This is a genomic window from Undibacterium sp. GrIS 1.8, assembly GCF_040544445.1.
Classification (GTDB): Bacteria; Pseudomonadota; Gammaproteobacteria; order Burkholderiales; family Burkholderiaceae_D; genus Undibacterium.
Map to the genome: position 1 here is coordinate 20548 of NZ_JBEONQ010000043.1, position 17214 is coordinate 37761.

Annotated in this window: 12 protein-coding genes; 2 read left to right on the forward strand and 10 right to left on the reverse strand. The window is 48.1% G+C overall.

The features are described 5' to 3' along the window. Positions 1-45 precede the first annotated feature (45 nt). Positions 46-1296 carry a BaiN/RdsA family NAD(P)/FAD-dependent oxidoreductase gene (locus AAKU64_RS17505; RefSeq protein ID WP_354332742.1) on the reverse strand — a complete coding sequence of 417 codons (1251 nt, stop codon included), beginning with the start codon at positions 1294-1296 and terminating at the stop codon, positions 46-48. 691 nt (positions 1297-1987) lie between these two features. Between AAKU64_RS17505 and AAKU64_RS17510 the strand changes: the two genes are divergently transcribed. Then, entirely contained in the window at positions 1988-4231 is a 2244-nt protein-coding gene (locus AAKU64_RS17510) for a TonB-dependent receptor (protein ID WP_354332740.1), read from the forward strand. A gap of 111 nt (positions 4232-4342) precedes the next feature. On the opposite strand, the gene ybiB is transcribed toward AAKU64_RS17510, so the two are convergent. The 8 genes from ybiB to AAKU64_RS17550 form a co-directional block, all read right to left on the reverse strand. Then, entirely contained in the window at positions 4343-5350 is a 1008-nt protein-coding gene (gene ybiB, locus AAKU64_RS17515; protein ID WP_354332739.1) for a DNA-binding protein YbiB, read from the reverse strand. Positions 5351-5421: 71 nt separating this feature from the next. Further along, a complete protein-coding gene (locus AAKU64_RS17520) occupies positions 5422-8205 on the reverse strand; it encodes a nitrate reductase (RefSeq protein WP_354362549.1) in 2784 nt (927 codons plus the stop codon). A 220-nt stretch (positions 8206-8425) separates the two neighbouring features. Further along, positions 8426-8797, reverse strand: coding sequence for a nitrite reductase small subunit NirD (gene nirD, locus AAKU64_RS17525; RefSeq protein ID WP_354362550.1), 372 nt, complete (start codon positions 8795-8797; stop codon positions 8426-8428). Between the two features lie 39 nt (positions 8798-8836). Continuing rightward, positions 8837-11278: a nitrite reductase large subunit NirB gene (nirB, locus tag AAKU64_RS17530; RefSeq protein WP_354332733.1), complete on the reverse strand. Its 2442-nt coding sequence runs from the start codon at positions 11276-11278 to the stop codon at positions 8837-8839. Positions 11279-11349: 71 nt separating this feature from the next. Continuing rightward, the gene (locus tag AAKU64_RS17535) at positions 11350-12117 is read right to left on the reverse strand and encodes an ABC transporter ATP-binding protein (RefSeq protein WP_416200163.1); all 768 of its coding nucleotides are present in this window, start codon (positions 12115-12117) and stop codon (positions 11350-11352) included. An 83-nt stretch (positions 12118-12200) separates the two neighbouring features. Continuing rightward, complete coding sequence (ntrB, locus tag AAKU64_RS17540; protein WP_503012611.1) at positions 12201-13148, reverse strand: nitrate ABC transporter permease; 948 nt, start codon at positions 13146-13148, stop codon at positions 12201-12203. 8 nt (positions 13149-13156) lie between these two features. Then, a complete protein-coding gene (locus AAKU64_RS17545) occupies positions 13157-14329 on the reverse strand; it encodes a CmpA/NrtA family ABC transporter substrate-binding protein (RefSeq protein WP_503012712.1) in 1173 nt (390 codons plus the stop codon). 473 nt (positions 14330-14802) lie between these two features. Next, the gene (locus AAKU64_RS17550; RefSeq protein WP_354332730.1) at positions 14803-15462 is read right to left on the reverse strand and encodes an ANTAR domain-containing response regulator; all 660 of its coding nucleotides are present in this window, start codon (positions 15460-15462) and stop codon (positions 14803-14805) included. Between the two features lie 146 nt (positions 15463-15608). Between AAKU64_RS17550 and tsaD the strand changes: the two genes are divergently transcribed. Beyond that, complete coding sequence (gene tsaD, locus AAKU64_RS17555) at positions 15609-16649, forward strand: tRNA (adenosine(37)-N6)-threonylcarbamoyltransferase complex transferase subunit TsaD (protein WP_354332728.1); 1041 nt, start codon at positions 15609-15611, stop codon at positions 16647-16649. 59 nt (positions 16650-16708) lie between these two features. On the opposite strand, the gene AAKU64_RS17560 is transcribed toward tsaD, so the two are convergent. Further along, positions 16709-17113 carry a cache domain-containing protein gene (locus tag AAKU64_RS17560; RefSeq protein ID WP_354362552.1) on the reverse strand — a complete coding sequence of 135 codons (405 nt, stop codon included), beginning with the start codon at positions 17111-17113 and terminating at the stop codon, positions 16709-16711. Between the last annotated feature and the right edge of the window lie 101 nt (positions 17114-17214).

Here is a 17214-nt window from a genome sequence, read left to right on the forward strand (position 1 = left end):
GTCTTTTATTATTAAATCAAACTTTATTCGAACCTGCTAATCCTGCTAATCAACCGCATTACCCGCAGCAACGCCCGATGCCCAGGCCCATTGGAAGTTATAGCCGCCTAGCCAACCAGTCACATCAACCGCCTCGCCAATAAAATATAAGCCAGGAACATTCTTCACCATCATGCTTTGCTGCGACAGCTCGCGTGTATCAACCCCGCCGCGCGTCACCTCAGCTTTACGATACCCTTCCGATCCGTTCGGGATTAATTGCCAGCGATTAATGCTGTCACCCACTTGGCGCAGGCGCTTGTCGCTCATATCCGCCACTCTGGCATCGCCTGCAAAACCATTTGCGGTCAGCAATCCATCCACCAGCCGCGCAGGTAAATGCTGCGCCAGATGATTGGATAAATTTTTCTTAATGCTAGCTTTGCCGGTGATTAGCTCCTCCGCGATATCAATTTCTGGCAGCAAATTAACGGTAATAGATTGTCCTGCCTGCCAGAAACTAGATATCTGCAATACCGCTGGGCCAGACAAGCCGCGATGGGTAAACAATAAATCCTCACGAAATACTGCTTTATTCTTTTTCTCGCCTGTTTCTATATCAACTTCCAGCGAAATACCAGATAAGGGTACAAACGGCTCCCACGTTTTGGCATCGAACGTCAGCGGCACTAATGCTGGACGAGGCTCGACAATTTTCAAGTCAAATTGCCTTGCGATTTTGTATGAAAATTCGGTTGCGCCAATTTTAGGAATCGATAAGCCACCAGTCGCAATCACCAGCTGCTTTGCTGTGATAGCGCCCTGCTCGGTCTGAATCAAGAATCCATCATCAATATGCTGGACCTCAAGAACTTTGCACGGCATGCGCCATTGCACCTTACCGGCATCGCATTCCGACTTCAGCATAGAAATAATGTCCTCTGCGCTGTTATCGCAAAATAATTGCCCCTTATGTTTCTCGTGGTAGGCGATGTGATGGCGTTTGATCAATGCCAAAAAATCTTGCGGGGTGTAGCGCGATAAAGCGCTTTTACAAAAATGCGGATTCTCAGATAAGAAATTATTCGGCCCCGCTTGCATATTTGTAAAATTGCAACGTCCGCCGCCAGAGATACGGATTTTTTCTGCCAACTTGCTGGCATGGTCAACTAGCAACACTTTTTTGCCACGCTGCCCGGCAACGGAGGCGCACATCATGCCCGCTGCGCCTGCGCCAATGACGACGACATCATATTGTTTGCCAGGGGTACTGGATATGCCGGAGGGCTTGGGTGTGATGCTGACGGAGTCGTTCATTTTTATTTTCTTACTTAGATAGTAGAAGCGATTACATAGAAGCCGTGATTGTAGCCGATGAGCAAGTCAGTCACGGACAAGCCAATATACTCCCCATCATTTTTATGAAAAATCTCTTGCAGACCAATGATTATATAGACAATTAAAAATACATCCTTCCAGTATATTGATTTAACGCAATTGAATGAATGATCACTAAGCTCGCAAAATCAGAAAAACGCCCTTTGACTTTGTTAAAAACATGTCCGTAATTATTGTTCGCGCAAGTCCCCGCTATTCTTTTTTAAAACACGTTTCAATATCAGCAAGATGGCCTCATAAGATTCCCGCATACCAATATTCTGTTTTAAATCCGCAACGTAATTTACACATATTGACGAAATTTGAAGACAAGATTAACTAAATCTTGACTTGACTTACGCAAGAAGAGATAACAGAAACATCGGTGACGCAAACGATTGCGCTGTCGGTCACAAAATCAATGTAACGAGTTCGATAACGACGCTTTAAGCGAATGTGTAAAGACACTATTCACACGCTGCTTTGAACACTCATTCAATGGGTAGATGCCCTCCCCGGCCTCCCGATCTGATGCGATTTAATCTGATGTAAATGTAACTCGGTAGATGTAACTCGATGTGACTTGATCTGACTTGATGTAAAAATTACTTAACCTGAAGGATGAAATCAAATGCCTAAACCGACTATTAAGTTAAGCCTGCTCGCGATCGCTGTTGCGACAGCTTTCCCGATGCACGCAGCTATGGCGCAGACCGCGCCTGCATCAACCGACGCCAAAACTGATCCGACTAAATTGGAAACAGTGATCGTTACCGCCAACCGCCGCTCAGAAAACATCAAAGAAGTACCGATGTCGATCTCTGCCATCAAAGGTGAGGCACTCGATACTTACAACGCAGCAGGTATGGATATTCGCTTCCTCGCCTCCCGCGTGCCAAGTTTGAATATTGAATCGGATTTTGGCCGCACTTTCCCACGTTTTTATATCCGTGGTCTGGGCAATACTGATTTCGATTTGAATGCATCCCAACCAGTTGGTCTGATCTATGATGACGTAGTACAAGAGAGCCCGATTCTCAAAGGCTTCCCCGTGTTTGACGTTGATCAGGTTGAAGTTTTGCGTGGCCCGCAAGGTACTTTGTTCGGACGTAACTCACCAGCCGGTGTAGTAAAGTTTGAATCCACCAAACCAACCGGTGTCTTTGAAGGCTATGGCAATGCAGGCTTCGGTAATTATGGCGCGGTCAATCTGGAGGGTGCTGTCAACGTACCATTGAATAGCGATTGGGCATTGCGCGTTTCCGGACAATCCCAAACCCGTGATGACCGCGTGACCAATCCACGCTCGACCGGTACCAAGACACTGGAAGGTTATGACGACAAAGCTGCACGTATCCAGTTAGCCTACAAAAATAGTGGTTTCAGCGCTTTGTTTAATGTGCATGGCCGCGACATGTCCGGCAATGCCACCTTGTTCCGCGCCAATATCATTCAAAAAGGTACGAATAACATCGTCCCTGGTTTCGATTATTCCGTCTATCCTACTGACGGTATCAACAAGCAGACACTCAACTCCAGCGGCGCCAGCATGCGTCTGCGCTGGGATTTAGATGGCATGACTCTTTACTCCGTGACTGGTTACGACAAAGCCAGAGTGTATAGCCGCGCTGACGTGGATGGTGGTTATGGCGCTTCATTTGCATTGCCGATGGGGCCTGGATTTATTCCATTCCCGTCAGAAACAGCCGACGGCATTCCTGATTTGAAACAAATCACTCAAGAATTCCGGGTACAGTCCAATACCAAAGATCCGCTGCAATGGATTGCTGGTGTGTACTACTTTAAAGAAGATATCCAGGTCGATAGTTTTGACTACAACTCTTTAGCTGGCAATGTCCAAGATGGTTATGCCAATCAGCATCAACATTCCAAATCCTGGGCAACTTTTGGCTCGCTTAATTACGCTGTCAATGACCAGTTGAAATTACGCGGCGGCGTGCGTTATACCAGCGACAAAAAAGACTTTGATGCACAACGTTTTGTGACTCCAGGAGGCGGTGCAGGCACGGCACAACTGACAGCGCATCCTAGCTCTACTAACGTCAGTTGGGATTTGGGTGCGAACTATGCAGCTGATGCGCAAACCAACTTTTTTGGACGTATTGCAACCGGCTATCGCGCACCAAGTATCCAGGGTCGCGTTCTGTTTGGCAATGATATTTCAGTTGCAAACCCAGAGAAAAATCTGTCGTTTGAAGCTGGTGTGAAGAAGGACATTCTTGACAATACTGCCCGTATCAGCGCAACCGTATTCCAATACACCGTTAAAGATCTGCAATTAACCGCAGGTAGCGGCAGCGTCAATCAAAACAAACTAGTCAATGCAGATAAAGCAACTGGTCAAGGTTTTGAACTGGAACTGCAAGCTAACTTAAACCGCAATTGGAAAACCACGTTTGGCACCAGCTATAACGAGACTGAAATCAAGGATGCCAAATTATTCGTGGCACCTTGCGGTAACGGCTGTACCGTCACCAATCCTGCTGGCCCAGTTGCCGGTACAGTGCTCATCGGTGGTAATCCATTACCACGCGCACCGAAGTGGGTTGGTAACTTTACGCTGAAATACACGACACCAATTGGCAATGGCGATCTGTACGTATTTACCGATTGGGCATACAAAGATACTTACAATATGTTCTTGTATGAAGCAAAAGAATACACAGCGAAGTCTTTGTTAGAAGGCGGATTGCGTGTGGGTTACAAATGGGGTGACGGCAAATACGAAGTCGCTGCGTATGGCCGCAACATTACGAACAAGCAACAAGTCATCGCCGCAATTGACTTCAACAATTTGACAGGTATTTTGAATGAGCCACGCAGCTATGGTATTCAGCTGAAGGCCAATTTCTAATTGATTTAAAGTCTTTATAAAAATCGACTAGATGCTCGTCAAAAAAACGCCGGATTTAATCCGGCGTTTTTATTTGTGCAGCGACGATCAGTCACTTAACGATTCAAGCATTCAGGTATTCACCGTGCGCTGTTTCAATAATTTTGCCACCGAGATACAGTGCTCAAGCTGATCAGCAATATTCGCAGGGACAGGAATATCACCTGCCAATACCGACCTGATCCAGTGTGCCGTAGTTATAGCATCACAAGTCTCCGGCGTGTCGGGTAAGTCGCCAGACAAACTTTGATGTGTCTGTACCAATGTCGTACATTCACCGGCATGAAACCAATCAATCTGCTGCGCTCGACCGGTACTGGCAACCGTTTCTCCCTCAGTACCACGCATTAAAAATGCATCACCACGCTCATGCGGCGCACTATGAGAAAAATACTCGCGCAACATAATCTGATATTCGGGGTGGGTATAAGAGGTCAAGCGCAAGGCAGCGCTAGTGAATGGCTGTAAGATTTTCACCAGCGTGTGGGTAGAATTGCGCACACCAAGAATACGGCGCATCGCCAAGATGCGCGTCATCGCTGGCGACAAGACATTGATCGGCATAAAAGCTGGTTCTCGCTGTGACATCAAGGCTTCGGCCTCTGCAGCAGAAGTCGCTAACGGTTTACCAAGTGCCTGAAAAATCTCAGCAGTCGTCACGCGCCCGGCATCGGTTAAAACTCCATGTACCAATACTGGCACCCCCTGTCGCGCCAATAGCAAGGCCAGCAAAGGCGTTAAGTTTGCTTTTTTACGAGCACCGTTATAAGTTGGGATCAGCACCGGGGCGTAATCGCTATCGACTGGCGCGGTCAGACGGACTACAGCATATTGCGCAGCCGCCATAAAACCGGCAATCTCTTTGACCGACTCGCCTTTAATCCGCATCGCTAATAAGATGCCGCCCATTTCTAAATCTGAAACCCGGCCTTCCAGCATGGCGCTGTACAGCAGTTGCGCATCTTCTTGCGACATACTGCGCGCACCTTCCTTACCACGTCCGATTTCTTTGATAAACCGGGCTGCAGGGAAAGCCTCTTTATTAGAGGATTGATTGATAGAGTGATCTGTATTTGTCATCTGCATAGCTTACACCGAAGGTCCGCCAACGAGCAAACCGCTCGGCAATCATGGGAAAGCAGCTATTATATTTAAGCAGGCACGGGCGCTGCACGCTGCACTATCATCTTCTTCAACTCAGGTACGCAAGAGCCGCAGCTCATGCCACATTTTAAGCGCGATTGTAAACCTGCAAGCAACTCATCTGGCATGCTATCCGATGTGCCACCCATCAGCGTCAATGCTCGATTGATTTCGGTATCTGCAACGTTTAAACAATTGCAGACAATTTTGCCGCGCACCGCAAAACCTTGCGGCGCGCTGGTGCTTGGCATCAGTAGTAAACGACCTAATTTGGCGACCGGTTCCTGATCAGTTAAATAGGCTTTGAGCCAACCCTCGGCCGAGATATCGCCCGCTAATGACACCGCTGTAAGAGCACCGTCTTTAATCGTGATATGTCGAGTATTGCCACGTCTGGCGTCGTCGTAACGCAAAACCTGCTCACCTGCGATACCAAACAATTGTTCTATCTCCTGTATCAGTTCTGGTGTAGCAGCGACATCATCGGCGGCGCGGAAAATAATGCCAGTTTTTTCACGTCCGAAAGGGATGCAGGTCGCATAGGCAAACTGGCGCATGAATGGGCGCAAGGCTTGCTGCAACTGGAATACTTGCTCAGGCTCGGCCCAGGCAAAGGCGACAAAGCGCCACGGTAATTCTGCTTTCACAATTTTGACCGCAGCGGCTTTAAGTTCCGGCTGTTTAGAGCTTGGATCTATCGCTGGCGAAGTCAGTGTGTTCACACCATAAGCAGCATTCTCACCGTGGCCGCGACCTGATATGTATTCTTCACCCCAATGCATCGCAACAAAAACCTGACCGGCACGCATTTCATCGCTCTCTTGCGCAGCAAAAATCTGTGAGCCGCGCTTGTTAGTCACATGTACCAGATCGCCATTTTTTAGCTGACGTCTTTCCATATCTTGTTTAGTCATCGCGATACCCGGCTCAGCAGCATGCGCGAATAGCTGTGCTACCGTGCCAGTGCGACTCATGCCATGCCATTGATCACGCAAACGTCCGGTATTGAGTTGGAAAGGGTGGCGCGCATCGACCTTATCTTTTACCGGCTGGTATACCGTATTGACAAAGCTAGCGCGTCCGCTGGCAGTCGGAAAAATACCATCCTCATATAAACGTAATTTACCCTGGCTGGCACCCTCCGCGTAGGGCCATTGTTGTGCACCGACAGTTTCTAAAATCTCGTATGAAAGGCCGGTAATATCCAAATCACGACCACGTGTACTTTCGCGATGTTCGTTCCAGACTTGCTCAGGTGTTTCGTAAGGGAAAATTGAGGTAATTTTACCCATCAAAACTTCCAGCTTACGTGCAAACAGGGTGGCGATTTCCCAATCATGTTTGGTCTCGCCTGGCTTATCCAACGCTGGATTAACACGCGTGATGCGGCGCTCCGAGTTGGTGACGGTTCCAGACTTCTCCGCCCATGTGGTGGCAGGTAATAAAATGTCGGCATAAGGCACGGTGGCAGTCGTGCTGTAGGCCTCCTGCACGATCACTAACTCGGCCTTTTTCAGAGCAGCGCGAATAAGATTTTGCTCTGGCATTGATTGCGCAGGATTAGTACAAACAATCCAGATAATTTTGATCTCACCTGCAAGCACGGCGTCGAATAGCTCCACCGCTGTTTTACCCGGCGCGGCGGGAACATCGTCTACGCCCCAGAGTGCAGCAACCTCGGCACGGTGTTCTGGATTCGATAACTCTCTGTGACCCGACATCAGGTTAGCCATACCACCGACCTCACGCCCGCCCATGGCATTGGGTTGCCCGGTTAAAGAGAAAGGGCCTGCGCCGGGCTTACCGATCTGATGTGTTGCCAGATGCAGATTAATCAGCGCCGTGTTTTTTGCCGTGCCCGATGCGGATTGATTTAGCCCCTGACAATACAAAGAGAGCGTCGCCTTGGATTGCCCAAACCAGCGCGCCGCCTGCACCAGATCTGCCTCGCTAATTCCGCAAGTTTGCGCGACAAATTTCGGTGTGTAATCTCGTACGGTTTGTTTCAGCTGCGCGAAGCCCTCAGTATGTGCTGCAATGTAATCAAGATCGACTAAGTCTTCCCACAAACACAAATGCAGCATCCCATTGAACAAAGCGACATCGGTGCCCGGCAGGATGGCTAAAAATAAATCGGCATCGCGGGCTGTGTCGGTGCGGCGCGGATCAGCGACGATGACTTTGAGTTGCGGATTATTTTTTCTGGCATCTTCAATCCGGCGATACAAAATGGGATGCGCATAGACCGTGTTGGAGCCAACAATAAAAATGACCTCAGCCAGATCAATATCTTCATAGCAGGCAGGTGGCGCATCGGCACCTAAGGTTTGCTTATAGCCAGCGACCGCGCTGGACATACACAAGCGCGAATTGCTATCGATATTGTTGGTACCGATCAAACCCTTGGCGAGCTTATTGAAGACGTAATAATCTTCCGTCAGCAATTGTCCTGAGACATACAAGGCCACGCTATCGGGGCCGTGCGTTTTGATCGTAGTGGCAAACTGCTCTGCCATGTGTTGCAGCACATCATCCCAGGCCACTTGCGTGCGAGATTGGTCGCGGGCAGATCGCATTTCGGGATACAGAGCGCGGGTTTGTCGCTGGATTGCAGGTTGCGCTGACAAATGCAAAGTGCTGCCCTTACTGCACAAGCGTCCAAAGTTGGCAGGATGTTTGGGATCACCACGTACGCCAATGACTTGCCGTTGTTTGGCAGCGTCCTCTCCGGTCTCAATAATAACGCCGCAACCGACCCCGCAATAGCAACAGGTGGAGAGGGTTTCGGTCATGTTTTTACCTTTTTGATGATTGCCTGAAGCACTGAACAAGTAGATTCAATACATACACAGATTAAATATACTCATTACCAGTATATTTTATTGTCCATATATTCTTTGGACAATCAGGCTATTTTTATAAAAATGAGGGGGAGTATATTAAATTTCAGTCTATAACTTGGGAAGTTTTGTGAGTTCTCGTAATTTTTTGTACAAATTAAAAACTTAAAAATCACGTAGTGACTAAACTCATTGCTCCAGCTACATCCAGCCCTAGACTTTTCAGCTCGTCAGCATCTAAAAAAATCTGCTCATTCTCCACCTTGATACTAAATTTTTGCGTACATCCTTCATCGGGAGACACCGCACAACCCGTCTGCAATTCGATATTCCAGTTATGCAGCGGGCATGCAACTTTCTCACCGAAGACGATGCCCTGAGAAAGTGGCCCGCCTTTATGTGGGCACTTGTCCAGTAGCGCAAATACTTTATTCTCGCCATTACGAAAAATGGCGACGTCCGGTTTGGCGCTACGGGTGACGATGCGGGCGCCTAAAACTGGAATGTCATCGACTTTGCAAATCGGCTTCCATTGTTGAGACATAGTATTTCCTTCCGGTTCAACGATTGTTCTGTTCTTGGCTCAGGACGCAGATAACATTTCAAACTGCCGCGTATCGACTTGCGCTTTTTCTGGTTCATGCCAAGGATCGGATTCGCCTTCCAGCGAAAACAGCAAGCGCTGATATAAATCTTTACGACGCTCTTCATCTTCCAATACGGCTTGTTTGACATGATCAAGACCGACGCGCGCGATGTAATGCACGGTGCGCTCCAAATACCAACCTTCTTCGCGGTACAGTTGCAAAAACGCGCCGGAATATTCCATTACTTCTTCATGCGTTTTCAGCTTGACCAGAAATTGTGCGACCTCGGTTTTGATACCTCCGTTGCCACCGACATAAATCTCCCAGCCCGAATCGACACCAATCACACCGACGTCTTTGATACCTGCCTCGGCGCAATTACGCGGACAACCTGACACCGCCAGTTTGACTTTATGCGGCGAATACATCAGCGCCAGTTCACGCTCCAACTGTTGTCCCATCAAGGTCGAGTTTTGAGTACCGAAACGACACCATTCGCTACCGACACAAGTCTTCACCGTCCGCAAACCCTTGGCGTAGGCCAAACCGGATGGCATTCCTAAGTCATGCCAGACTTCACGCAGATCTTCTTTTTTTACGCCAAGTAAATCGATCCGTTGACCGCCCGTCACCTTCACCGTCGGGATATTAAATTTATCCACGACGTCGGCGATCCGGCGCAAATCGCGGGCATTGGTCTCGCCACCCCACATACGCGGAATGACAGAATAGGTGCCATCTTTTTGAATATTGGCATGCGAACGTTCATTAATGTAGCGCGATTGCGGATCGTCGATCGCCTCACGCGGCCAGGTAGAAATCAAATAATAATTGATCGCTGGCCGGCAAGATGAACAGCCATTTGGTGTGCGCCATGCCATGGTTTGCATGGTGGAGATAACCGTCAATAGCTTCTCTTTTTTGATCGCGTCGCGGACTTCCTGATGCGTATGATCGGTGCAGCTACACATGGCTTTGGCTTTGTTTGGCTTGGAGTAATCGCCACCCGCGGTGAACATAATGATCTGCTCCACCAATCCCGTGCATGAACCGCAAGAGGCTGATGCCTTGGTATGTTTGCGCACATCTTCCAGGGTAAACAAGCCCTTCTCTTTAATCGCTTTAACGATGGCACCTTTGCACACACCATTGCAACCGCAGACTTCGGCGGTATCTGGCATGGCAGCCGCCTTAGTAAAACCCTCATGTCCGACATCGCCAGGACGACCGGTATTGGATTCGCCAAACATCAGCGTGTCACGAATCTCAGAGATGTTTTTACCTTCACGCAGCAGAGAGAAATACCAGCTACCATCCACCGTATCGCCGTACAAACAGGCACCAATCAGCTTGTCATCTTTAAGTACTAGTTTTTTATACACGCCACCTATCGGGTCGGACAAAATAATTTCTTCTGTATCTTTGCCGCCCATAAATTCGCCAGCAGAAAACAAATCAATGCCAGTGACTTTGAGTTTGGTAGAGGTGACGGAACCCTGATAACGACCAATGCCAAAATTGGCTAAATGGGTCGCACATACTTTGGCCATTTCAAACAAAGGTGCCACTAAGCCGTACACCGTACCGCGATGATTGACGCATTCACCGACGGAATAAATCCTTGGATCGTAGGTTTGCATCGTGTCATTAACGATGATGCCCCGGTTGCAATAAATGCCTGCGGATTCTGCTAATGCGGTGTTGGGGCGAATCCCAACTGCCATCACAATCAACTGTGCAGGAATTTCTAGACCATCCGAGAAGCGAATCGCTTTAACGCGACCATGTTCGTCGCCGATAATCGCTTCTGTATTTTTTTCTAATAAGAAGTTAAGGCCGCGATCCTCTAATGATTTTCTCAGCATGCCACCGGCGACTGGGTCTAATTGTCTGTCCATCAACCAACCTGGCAAATGCACTACCGAGACATCCATGCCACGCAATTTCAGACCATTCGCCGCTTCTAATCCCAGCAAGCCGCCGCCGATCACGACCGCATGTTGATGCTGTGTCGCAGCCTCTATCATGGTGTTAGTGTCGTGGATGTCGCGATAGGCAATCACTCCTTTTAAATCTTTGCCTGGCACTGGCAACATAAATGGCGTAGAGCCAGTTGCCAGCAATAAGCGATCGTATTCGGTCTGGGTACCATCCTCGGCAATCACCAGACGTTTTACCCGGTCAATCTTGACGATCTTTTTACCCAGATACAGAGTGATATTGTTTTGCTCGTACCAGTCCACATCATTAAGCATGATGTCTTGTATAGTCTGTTCTCCTGCCAGAACGGGGGACAATAATATCCGGTTGTAATTAGCATACGGCTCTGCGCCGAACACCGTAATGTCATACAGATCAGGTGCGATCTTTAGTAATTCTTCTAAGGTGCGGACACCGGCCATGCCGTTGCCTACCATGACCAATTTAAGCTTTTTCATTTGTTACTCCTCAAATCACTGTCTGCCAGCGGACACGGAACATCTGTCTCTATGTCAGTTTTGTATTAGTTTTAAGCTGCATCTTTTGATGGATGCGATTGCCTGTGATACAAAAACTCCAGCACGGCACTGCGATATTCGGCGTACTGCGGATTTTGTGACAGCTCTACCCGTTCACGTGGCCGGTCTAATTTCACACTGAGAATTTCACCGATAGTCGCTGCCGGACCGTTGGTCATCATCACGATACGATCAGACAGCAAGACTGCCTCGTCCACATCATGCGTCACCATCACGACGGTGGATTGTGTCTTGGCGACAATCTTCAACAGCTCGTCTTGTAAGTGGGCGCGGGTGAGTGCATCGAGTGCGCCGAACGGTTCATCCATTAGCAAGACTTTGGGCTCAATAGCGAGGGCGCGGGCGATGCCGACACGTTGCTTCATCCCGCCGGAGATTTCATTTGGACGTTTTTTTTCTGCGTGGGTTAAACCAACCAGTGCCAGCGCTTGCATGGTGCGTTTTTGTAGCTTAGTTTTGTTTTCCGCTGCGCCAAAAACCCGCTCGACTGCCAGATAAATGTTTTCATAGCAGGTCAACCAAGGGAGCAAAGAATGGTTTTGAAATACCACACCGCGTTCTGGCGACGGGCCGGAAATTTCTCTGTGCGCACAAAGCAAAGTACCGGATGTGGCGACAGTTAAACCAGCAATCAAATTGAGCAAAGTGGATTTACCGCAACCAGAGTGACCAATCAGGGTAATAAATTCGCCTTTGCGGACTTTGAGATTAATATCACGCAGCGCATGGAAGCTACCCTTTTTGGTATTGAACATCATCTCGACTTGATTGACTTCAATATATTTTTGATCGCCCGCAGGGTCTTTAGATTGTTCTTCTATCGTGAGGAGTTCAGATGCGGTCATGACGATACCTCTTCATAAGTAAAAGCACGAGCAATAGCGACTAAAATTTGTTCCAAAACCAAACCCACTAAACCAATCACAACAATCGCGATGATGATGTGGGGAACGTTGAGATTATTCCATTCATCCCAGACCCAAAATCCGATACCGACGCCACCAGTCAACATCTCTGCTGCAACAATGACGAGCCAGGCAGTACCAATCGCAAGACGCACACCTGTCAACATATAGGGCAATACCGAAGGGAATAAAATCTTGGTGATAATCTTCCATTCAGATAAGTTAAGCACCCGCGCTACGTTCATATAATCTTGTGGTACTCGCTGTACGCCAATCGCGGTGTTGATAATCATCGGCCAGATGGAGCAGATAAAAATAGACCAGATTGCAGCAGGGTCAGCCGACTTAAATACCAGCAAACCGATAGGCAACCATGCCAAAGGTGAGACCGGTTTTAACAAGCTGATGATAGGATTAAACATGCCCGATAAAAACCGGAATCTGCCGATCATAAAACCTAGCGGAATGCCGACGACGGCTGCCAGACCAAAGCCTAGAGCGACGCGTTTGAGGGACGCATAAATATTCCAGCCTATGCCTTGATCGTTCGGTCCATTGCGATAAAACGGGTCTGAAAAAAGATGAATAGCCTCTTGCAAAGTAACCCAAGGGGATGGGAAGGAAGTCGTTTTAAATGCGATGATTTCCCACACCAGCACTAAAAAACCAATACCAAGTAATGGTGGCAAAACACTGAGAAAAAATGGCCGCATGGAGCGCTGTTTTGAGGCCTTCTTTTCAGACTTTTCTTTGCTCCCTGTATTTTCTATGCTCGGCATGGCGTTGACCTCTTTTACTTCATCAGCAAACTTTACGGTGGATACTTGCTCTACGTTTGTCGTATCGCTCACAACACCATTAACGCCCTGGACCAGTATGCTCATGACGACTCCTAAGCCTTAATCTTGAACGCTGCGGCATAGGCCGCTGGATTTTTCCCGTCCCATACTGTGCCGTCGATTAGCTTGCTACTACGCATCGCCTCTTTTGGCACACTGACTTTTGCCATCGCCGCAGCATCTTTATAAATATCGATACGATTCACTGCTTTGGCAACCGCCAGATAATCAGGATCAGTCTTAAGCAAACCCCAGCGTTTGTGCTGGGTCAGGAACCACATACCATCGGACAGATAAGGGAAATTGACCACGCCATCATTAAAGAATTTCATGTAGTTAGGATCGTCCCAGGTTTTGCCCAAACCATTTTGATAGCGACCTAAAATACGTTGATTGATCACGTCAACTGAGGTGTTGACATAAGACTTATCTGCGATGGTTTCTGCCATCTTATTTTTGTTGGTCAGCGAAGCATCGATCCAGCGACTCGCTTCTAAAATAGCGGCGGTCATTGCTCTGGCAGTATTCGGATTTTTTTGCACAAATTCAGCTGTGGTACCCAGCACTTTTTCTGGATGATCTTTCCAGATATCTTGTGTCGTTGCAGCAGTGATGCCAATACCATCGGCAATCGCGCGATGGTTCCATGGCTCGCCAACGCAATAGCCATCCATATTGCCAACACGCATATTGGCAACCATTTGCGGTGGCGGTACGGTGATGACTTTGGCGTCCTTCATAGGATTGATGCCATAGGTCGCTAGCCAGTAATACAACCACATCGCATGCGTACCGGTAGGGAAAGTCTGCGCGAAGGTGTATTCGCGTTTATCCATTTGCACTAGCTTGGCGAGGCCAGGACCATCGACTGCGCCTTTATCTGCCAGCTTTTTGGATAAGGTGATTGCCTGACCATTATTGTTTAAGGTCATGAGAACATTCATGTCTTTTTTGGTACCGCTGACACCCATTTGCACGCCATAAATCAAGCCATACAAACAATGCGCCGCATCAAGTTCGCCATTGACTAATTTGTCGCGTACGCTAGCCCAGGAGGATTCTTTGCTCGGTATGATTTTGATGCCGTATTTTTTATCAAAGCCCAGCACCGACGCCATGACCACCGAAGCGCAATCAGTCAGTGGAATGAAGCCAATACGGACCTCTTCTTTTTCTGGCTTGTCGGAACCTGCTGCCCACACACCACCGGTCGATAAACCCATCATGCTAGCTCCTGCAAGTAAGCTGGCACTTTGCACAACGCTACGACGCTTAAGATTGATTGCCTGATCATCGTGACCGCCTTCATTATTGTCGGAATGAGTTATTGCGTCGCTACTTGCTTGCTTAAATGTCTGCTTTCGTACCTGCTTCGGTGTTTCGTGATTCGACATAATTGTGCTCCAGCATAAAAAATCGGGACAAAAAAAAGGCGCCTGACCAGCAAACTCAAAAGAGCTGCATGGAAAGACACCTTTGTCTGATACGAACCGACCGCCGTTAGCCTGATTCGCAATTGCGCCATCGTTGGCGCTTGCTATTTCTAATGCAAATGCCGTGCCATGGTTTTTTTCAGGATTTTTCTACATTTAAAGCGTTTAAAATATTCTTTTACCAATAAAAATTGATTTACATTCGCTGACTGCACGTAAATGCGGCACTTAATTTGTGCAGCGCACTATTTTTGCACGCATCAAAATCAACCCAGAAGATCGGCGACATCCAACATACGCTGCGCCAGATCGACCAGTTTCAGGTTTTTTTCCATCGCTTGCTTACGCAGTTTTTGATACGCATCGTTCTCTGACAAATGGTAACGCTCCATTAGCAAACCTTTAGCACGTTCGATGGTTTTACGCTCTGCCAGTTTGGCCTTGGTATCCGATAGCTCGGAACGCAACTTTTGATCGGCATTGAAGCGCGCCATCGCAACATCCAGCACCGGCTTAATACGTTCGGCGTGCAAGCCAGCAACGACATAGGCAGAAACGCCCGCTTCCATCGCGGCCGCCATATTGGATTGATTGCCGTCCTCGGTGAACAAGACGATGGGTCTGGGCGCGTCGCGGGTCGCCAGCACCATATGTTCTAGCACATCACGCGAATCAGATTCAGCATCAATAATGATCATATCAGGCTGTAACTGCGCGATGCGATCTATCATGTAGAAATCGCCTGGAATAGAGGCGATGATGTTATAGCCAGCTTGCAATAAACCAATGCGCAAGGCTCGTGAGCGCGCCAACTGCGCCTGTACCTGCAGGTCTTGCTCATCCTCATGCAAGACGACCGTATTCACCACCACAATCTTGAGGCTGAGAGGTGTTACACCAGAATCTGGAGGCTTGCGGTTGGTCATCTGATCCTAGTGCTTACTGATAGTATTGCTGCTAGTCGCTATAATCCTGATCTTGCGCGAAATTGGCATGTTCTGTTGAACACACTTGTTGGGAACAGACATGCAAGAATCGCTCCACTCTGTTACAAATTACCAGAAAAAAATCTATGATCGTTCTTGGCATTGAATCTTCTTGTGACGAAACCGGTCTCGCTTTGTATGACACCGAGCACGGTTTATTGTCGCATGCCTTGCACTCACAAATTGCGATGCATCAAGAATACGGCGGTGTGGTGCCAGAGCTGGCATCGCGTGACCATATTCGCCGCGCCATTCCCTTATTAGAAGAGGTACTGAGTAATGCGCAGTTGTCACGTGACCAGATTGATGCGATTGCCTATACCCAGGGACCCGGTTTGGCCGGCGCTTTATTAGTAGGCGCATCGGTTGCTTGCGGACTTGGCCTAGCCTTGGATAAGCCAGTCTTAGGCATACATCATCTTGAAGGACATCTACTGTCGCCTCTATTGGCGAGCAAACCGCCAGCATTTCCATTTATTGCGTTATTGGTGTCCGGCGGTCATACACAATTGATGCGAGTCGATGGTGTAGGCCAGTATCAATTGTTAGGAGAAACGCTGGACGACGCAGCAGGCGAAGCTTTTGACAAATCTGCCAAACTGCTTGGCTTGACGTATCCGGGCGGTCCTGCGATTTCGCGTTTAGCCGAATCTGGCGATCCGCTGGCGTATAAGTTTCCACGTCCGATGCTGCACTCTAAAGATTTAAATTTCAGTTTTTCTGGCTTGAAGACAGCAGTACTAACGGTCGTCAAAAATCATCCGAACGCCATTAATGGACAGCTTGGCGACCAGGACAAGGCCAATATCGCCCGTGGCTTTGTCGATGCTTTGGTGGATGTACTGGTAGCAAAATGCGTCACTGCGATGAAAGAGCATGGGATGAAACGGCTGGTTATTGCCGGCGGCGTCGGTGCTAACTCACAGCTACGCAGCGCACTCAATGCTGCCGCACAGAAAAAACGATTTCAGGTTTTTTATCCAGAGCTGGAATTCTGTACTGACAACGGCGCGATGATCGCTTTTGCGGGTGCCATGAGGCTCAAAAAAAATCCTGCTCTGGCGCAGCGGGACTATAGTTTTAATGTACGGCCTCGATGGCCTTTGCATGAGCTGGCTGCGGCTTAATTCGGCCGGTTGCTACTCAATCCGCCGAATGTATAAAGCATAGCCTTACTCAAAAATGTTTATTTGTAGATACCACAACCGATGATGACGTTTTCGTATTTTTCGACATACATCGACTTAGATTCTATTTGTTTGCTGATAGGATTCAAGAATCGGTAGTCTTGCCATCCACTGCCCTTTTTCTTAGCGATCTCAATCCTGTCCTTAATGAAGGATTTTCCATCTTCGTCCTTGAGTTCTATCATGTCTTTACCGACCATTTTAGGATTCAAGTGCGCCAAATTTTTTCCCGCCATATCGTAGACGACGACATAGAGATCTTTATCTGAATACTGCCCATCACGCTTATTGATTTCTGCAACGGTGGCATCAACACTGGTTTTTTTCATCGCTGCAATCACCTTTTGCACCATCGCTTTTGCTTCTGTTGCAGTGCCATGCTCCGCAGCAGAGGCTGAGTTCAATAGTAGTAGGACTTACGCAAAAACAAGAGAATTGTAACAAGATGTAAAGACGTAAACCTAAAAAAGAAAACGGGTGTGTACAGTTCTGGACATGCCAAAAC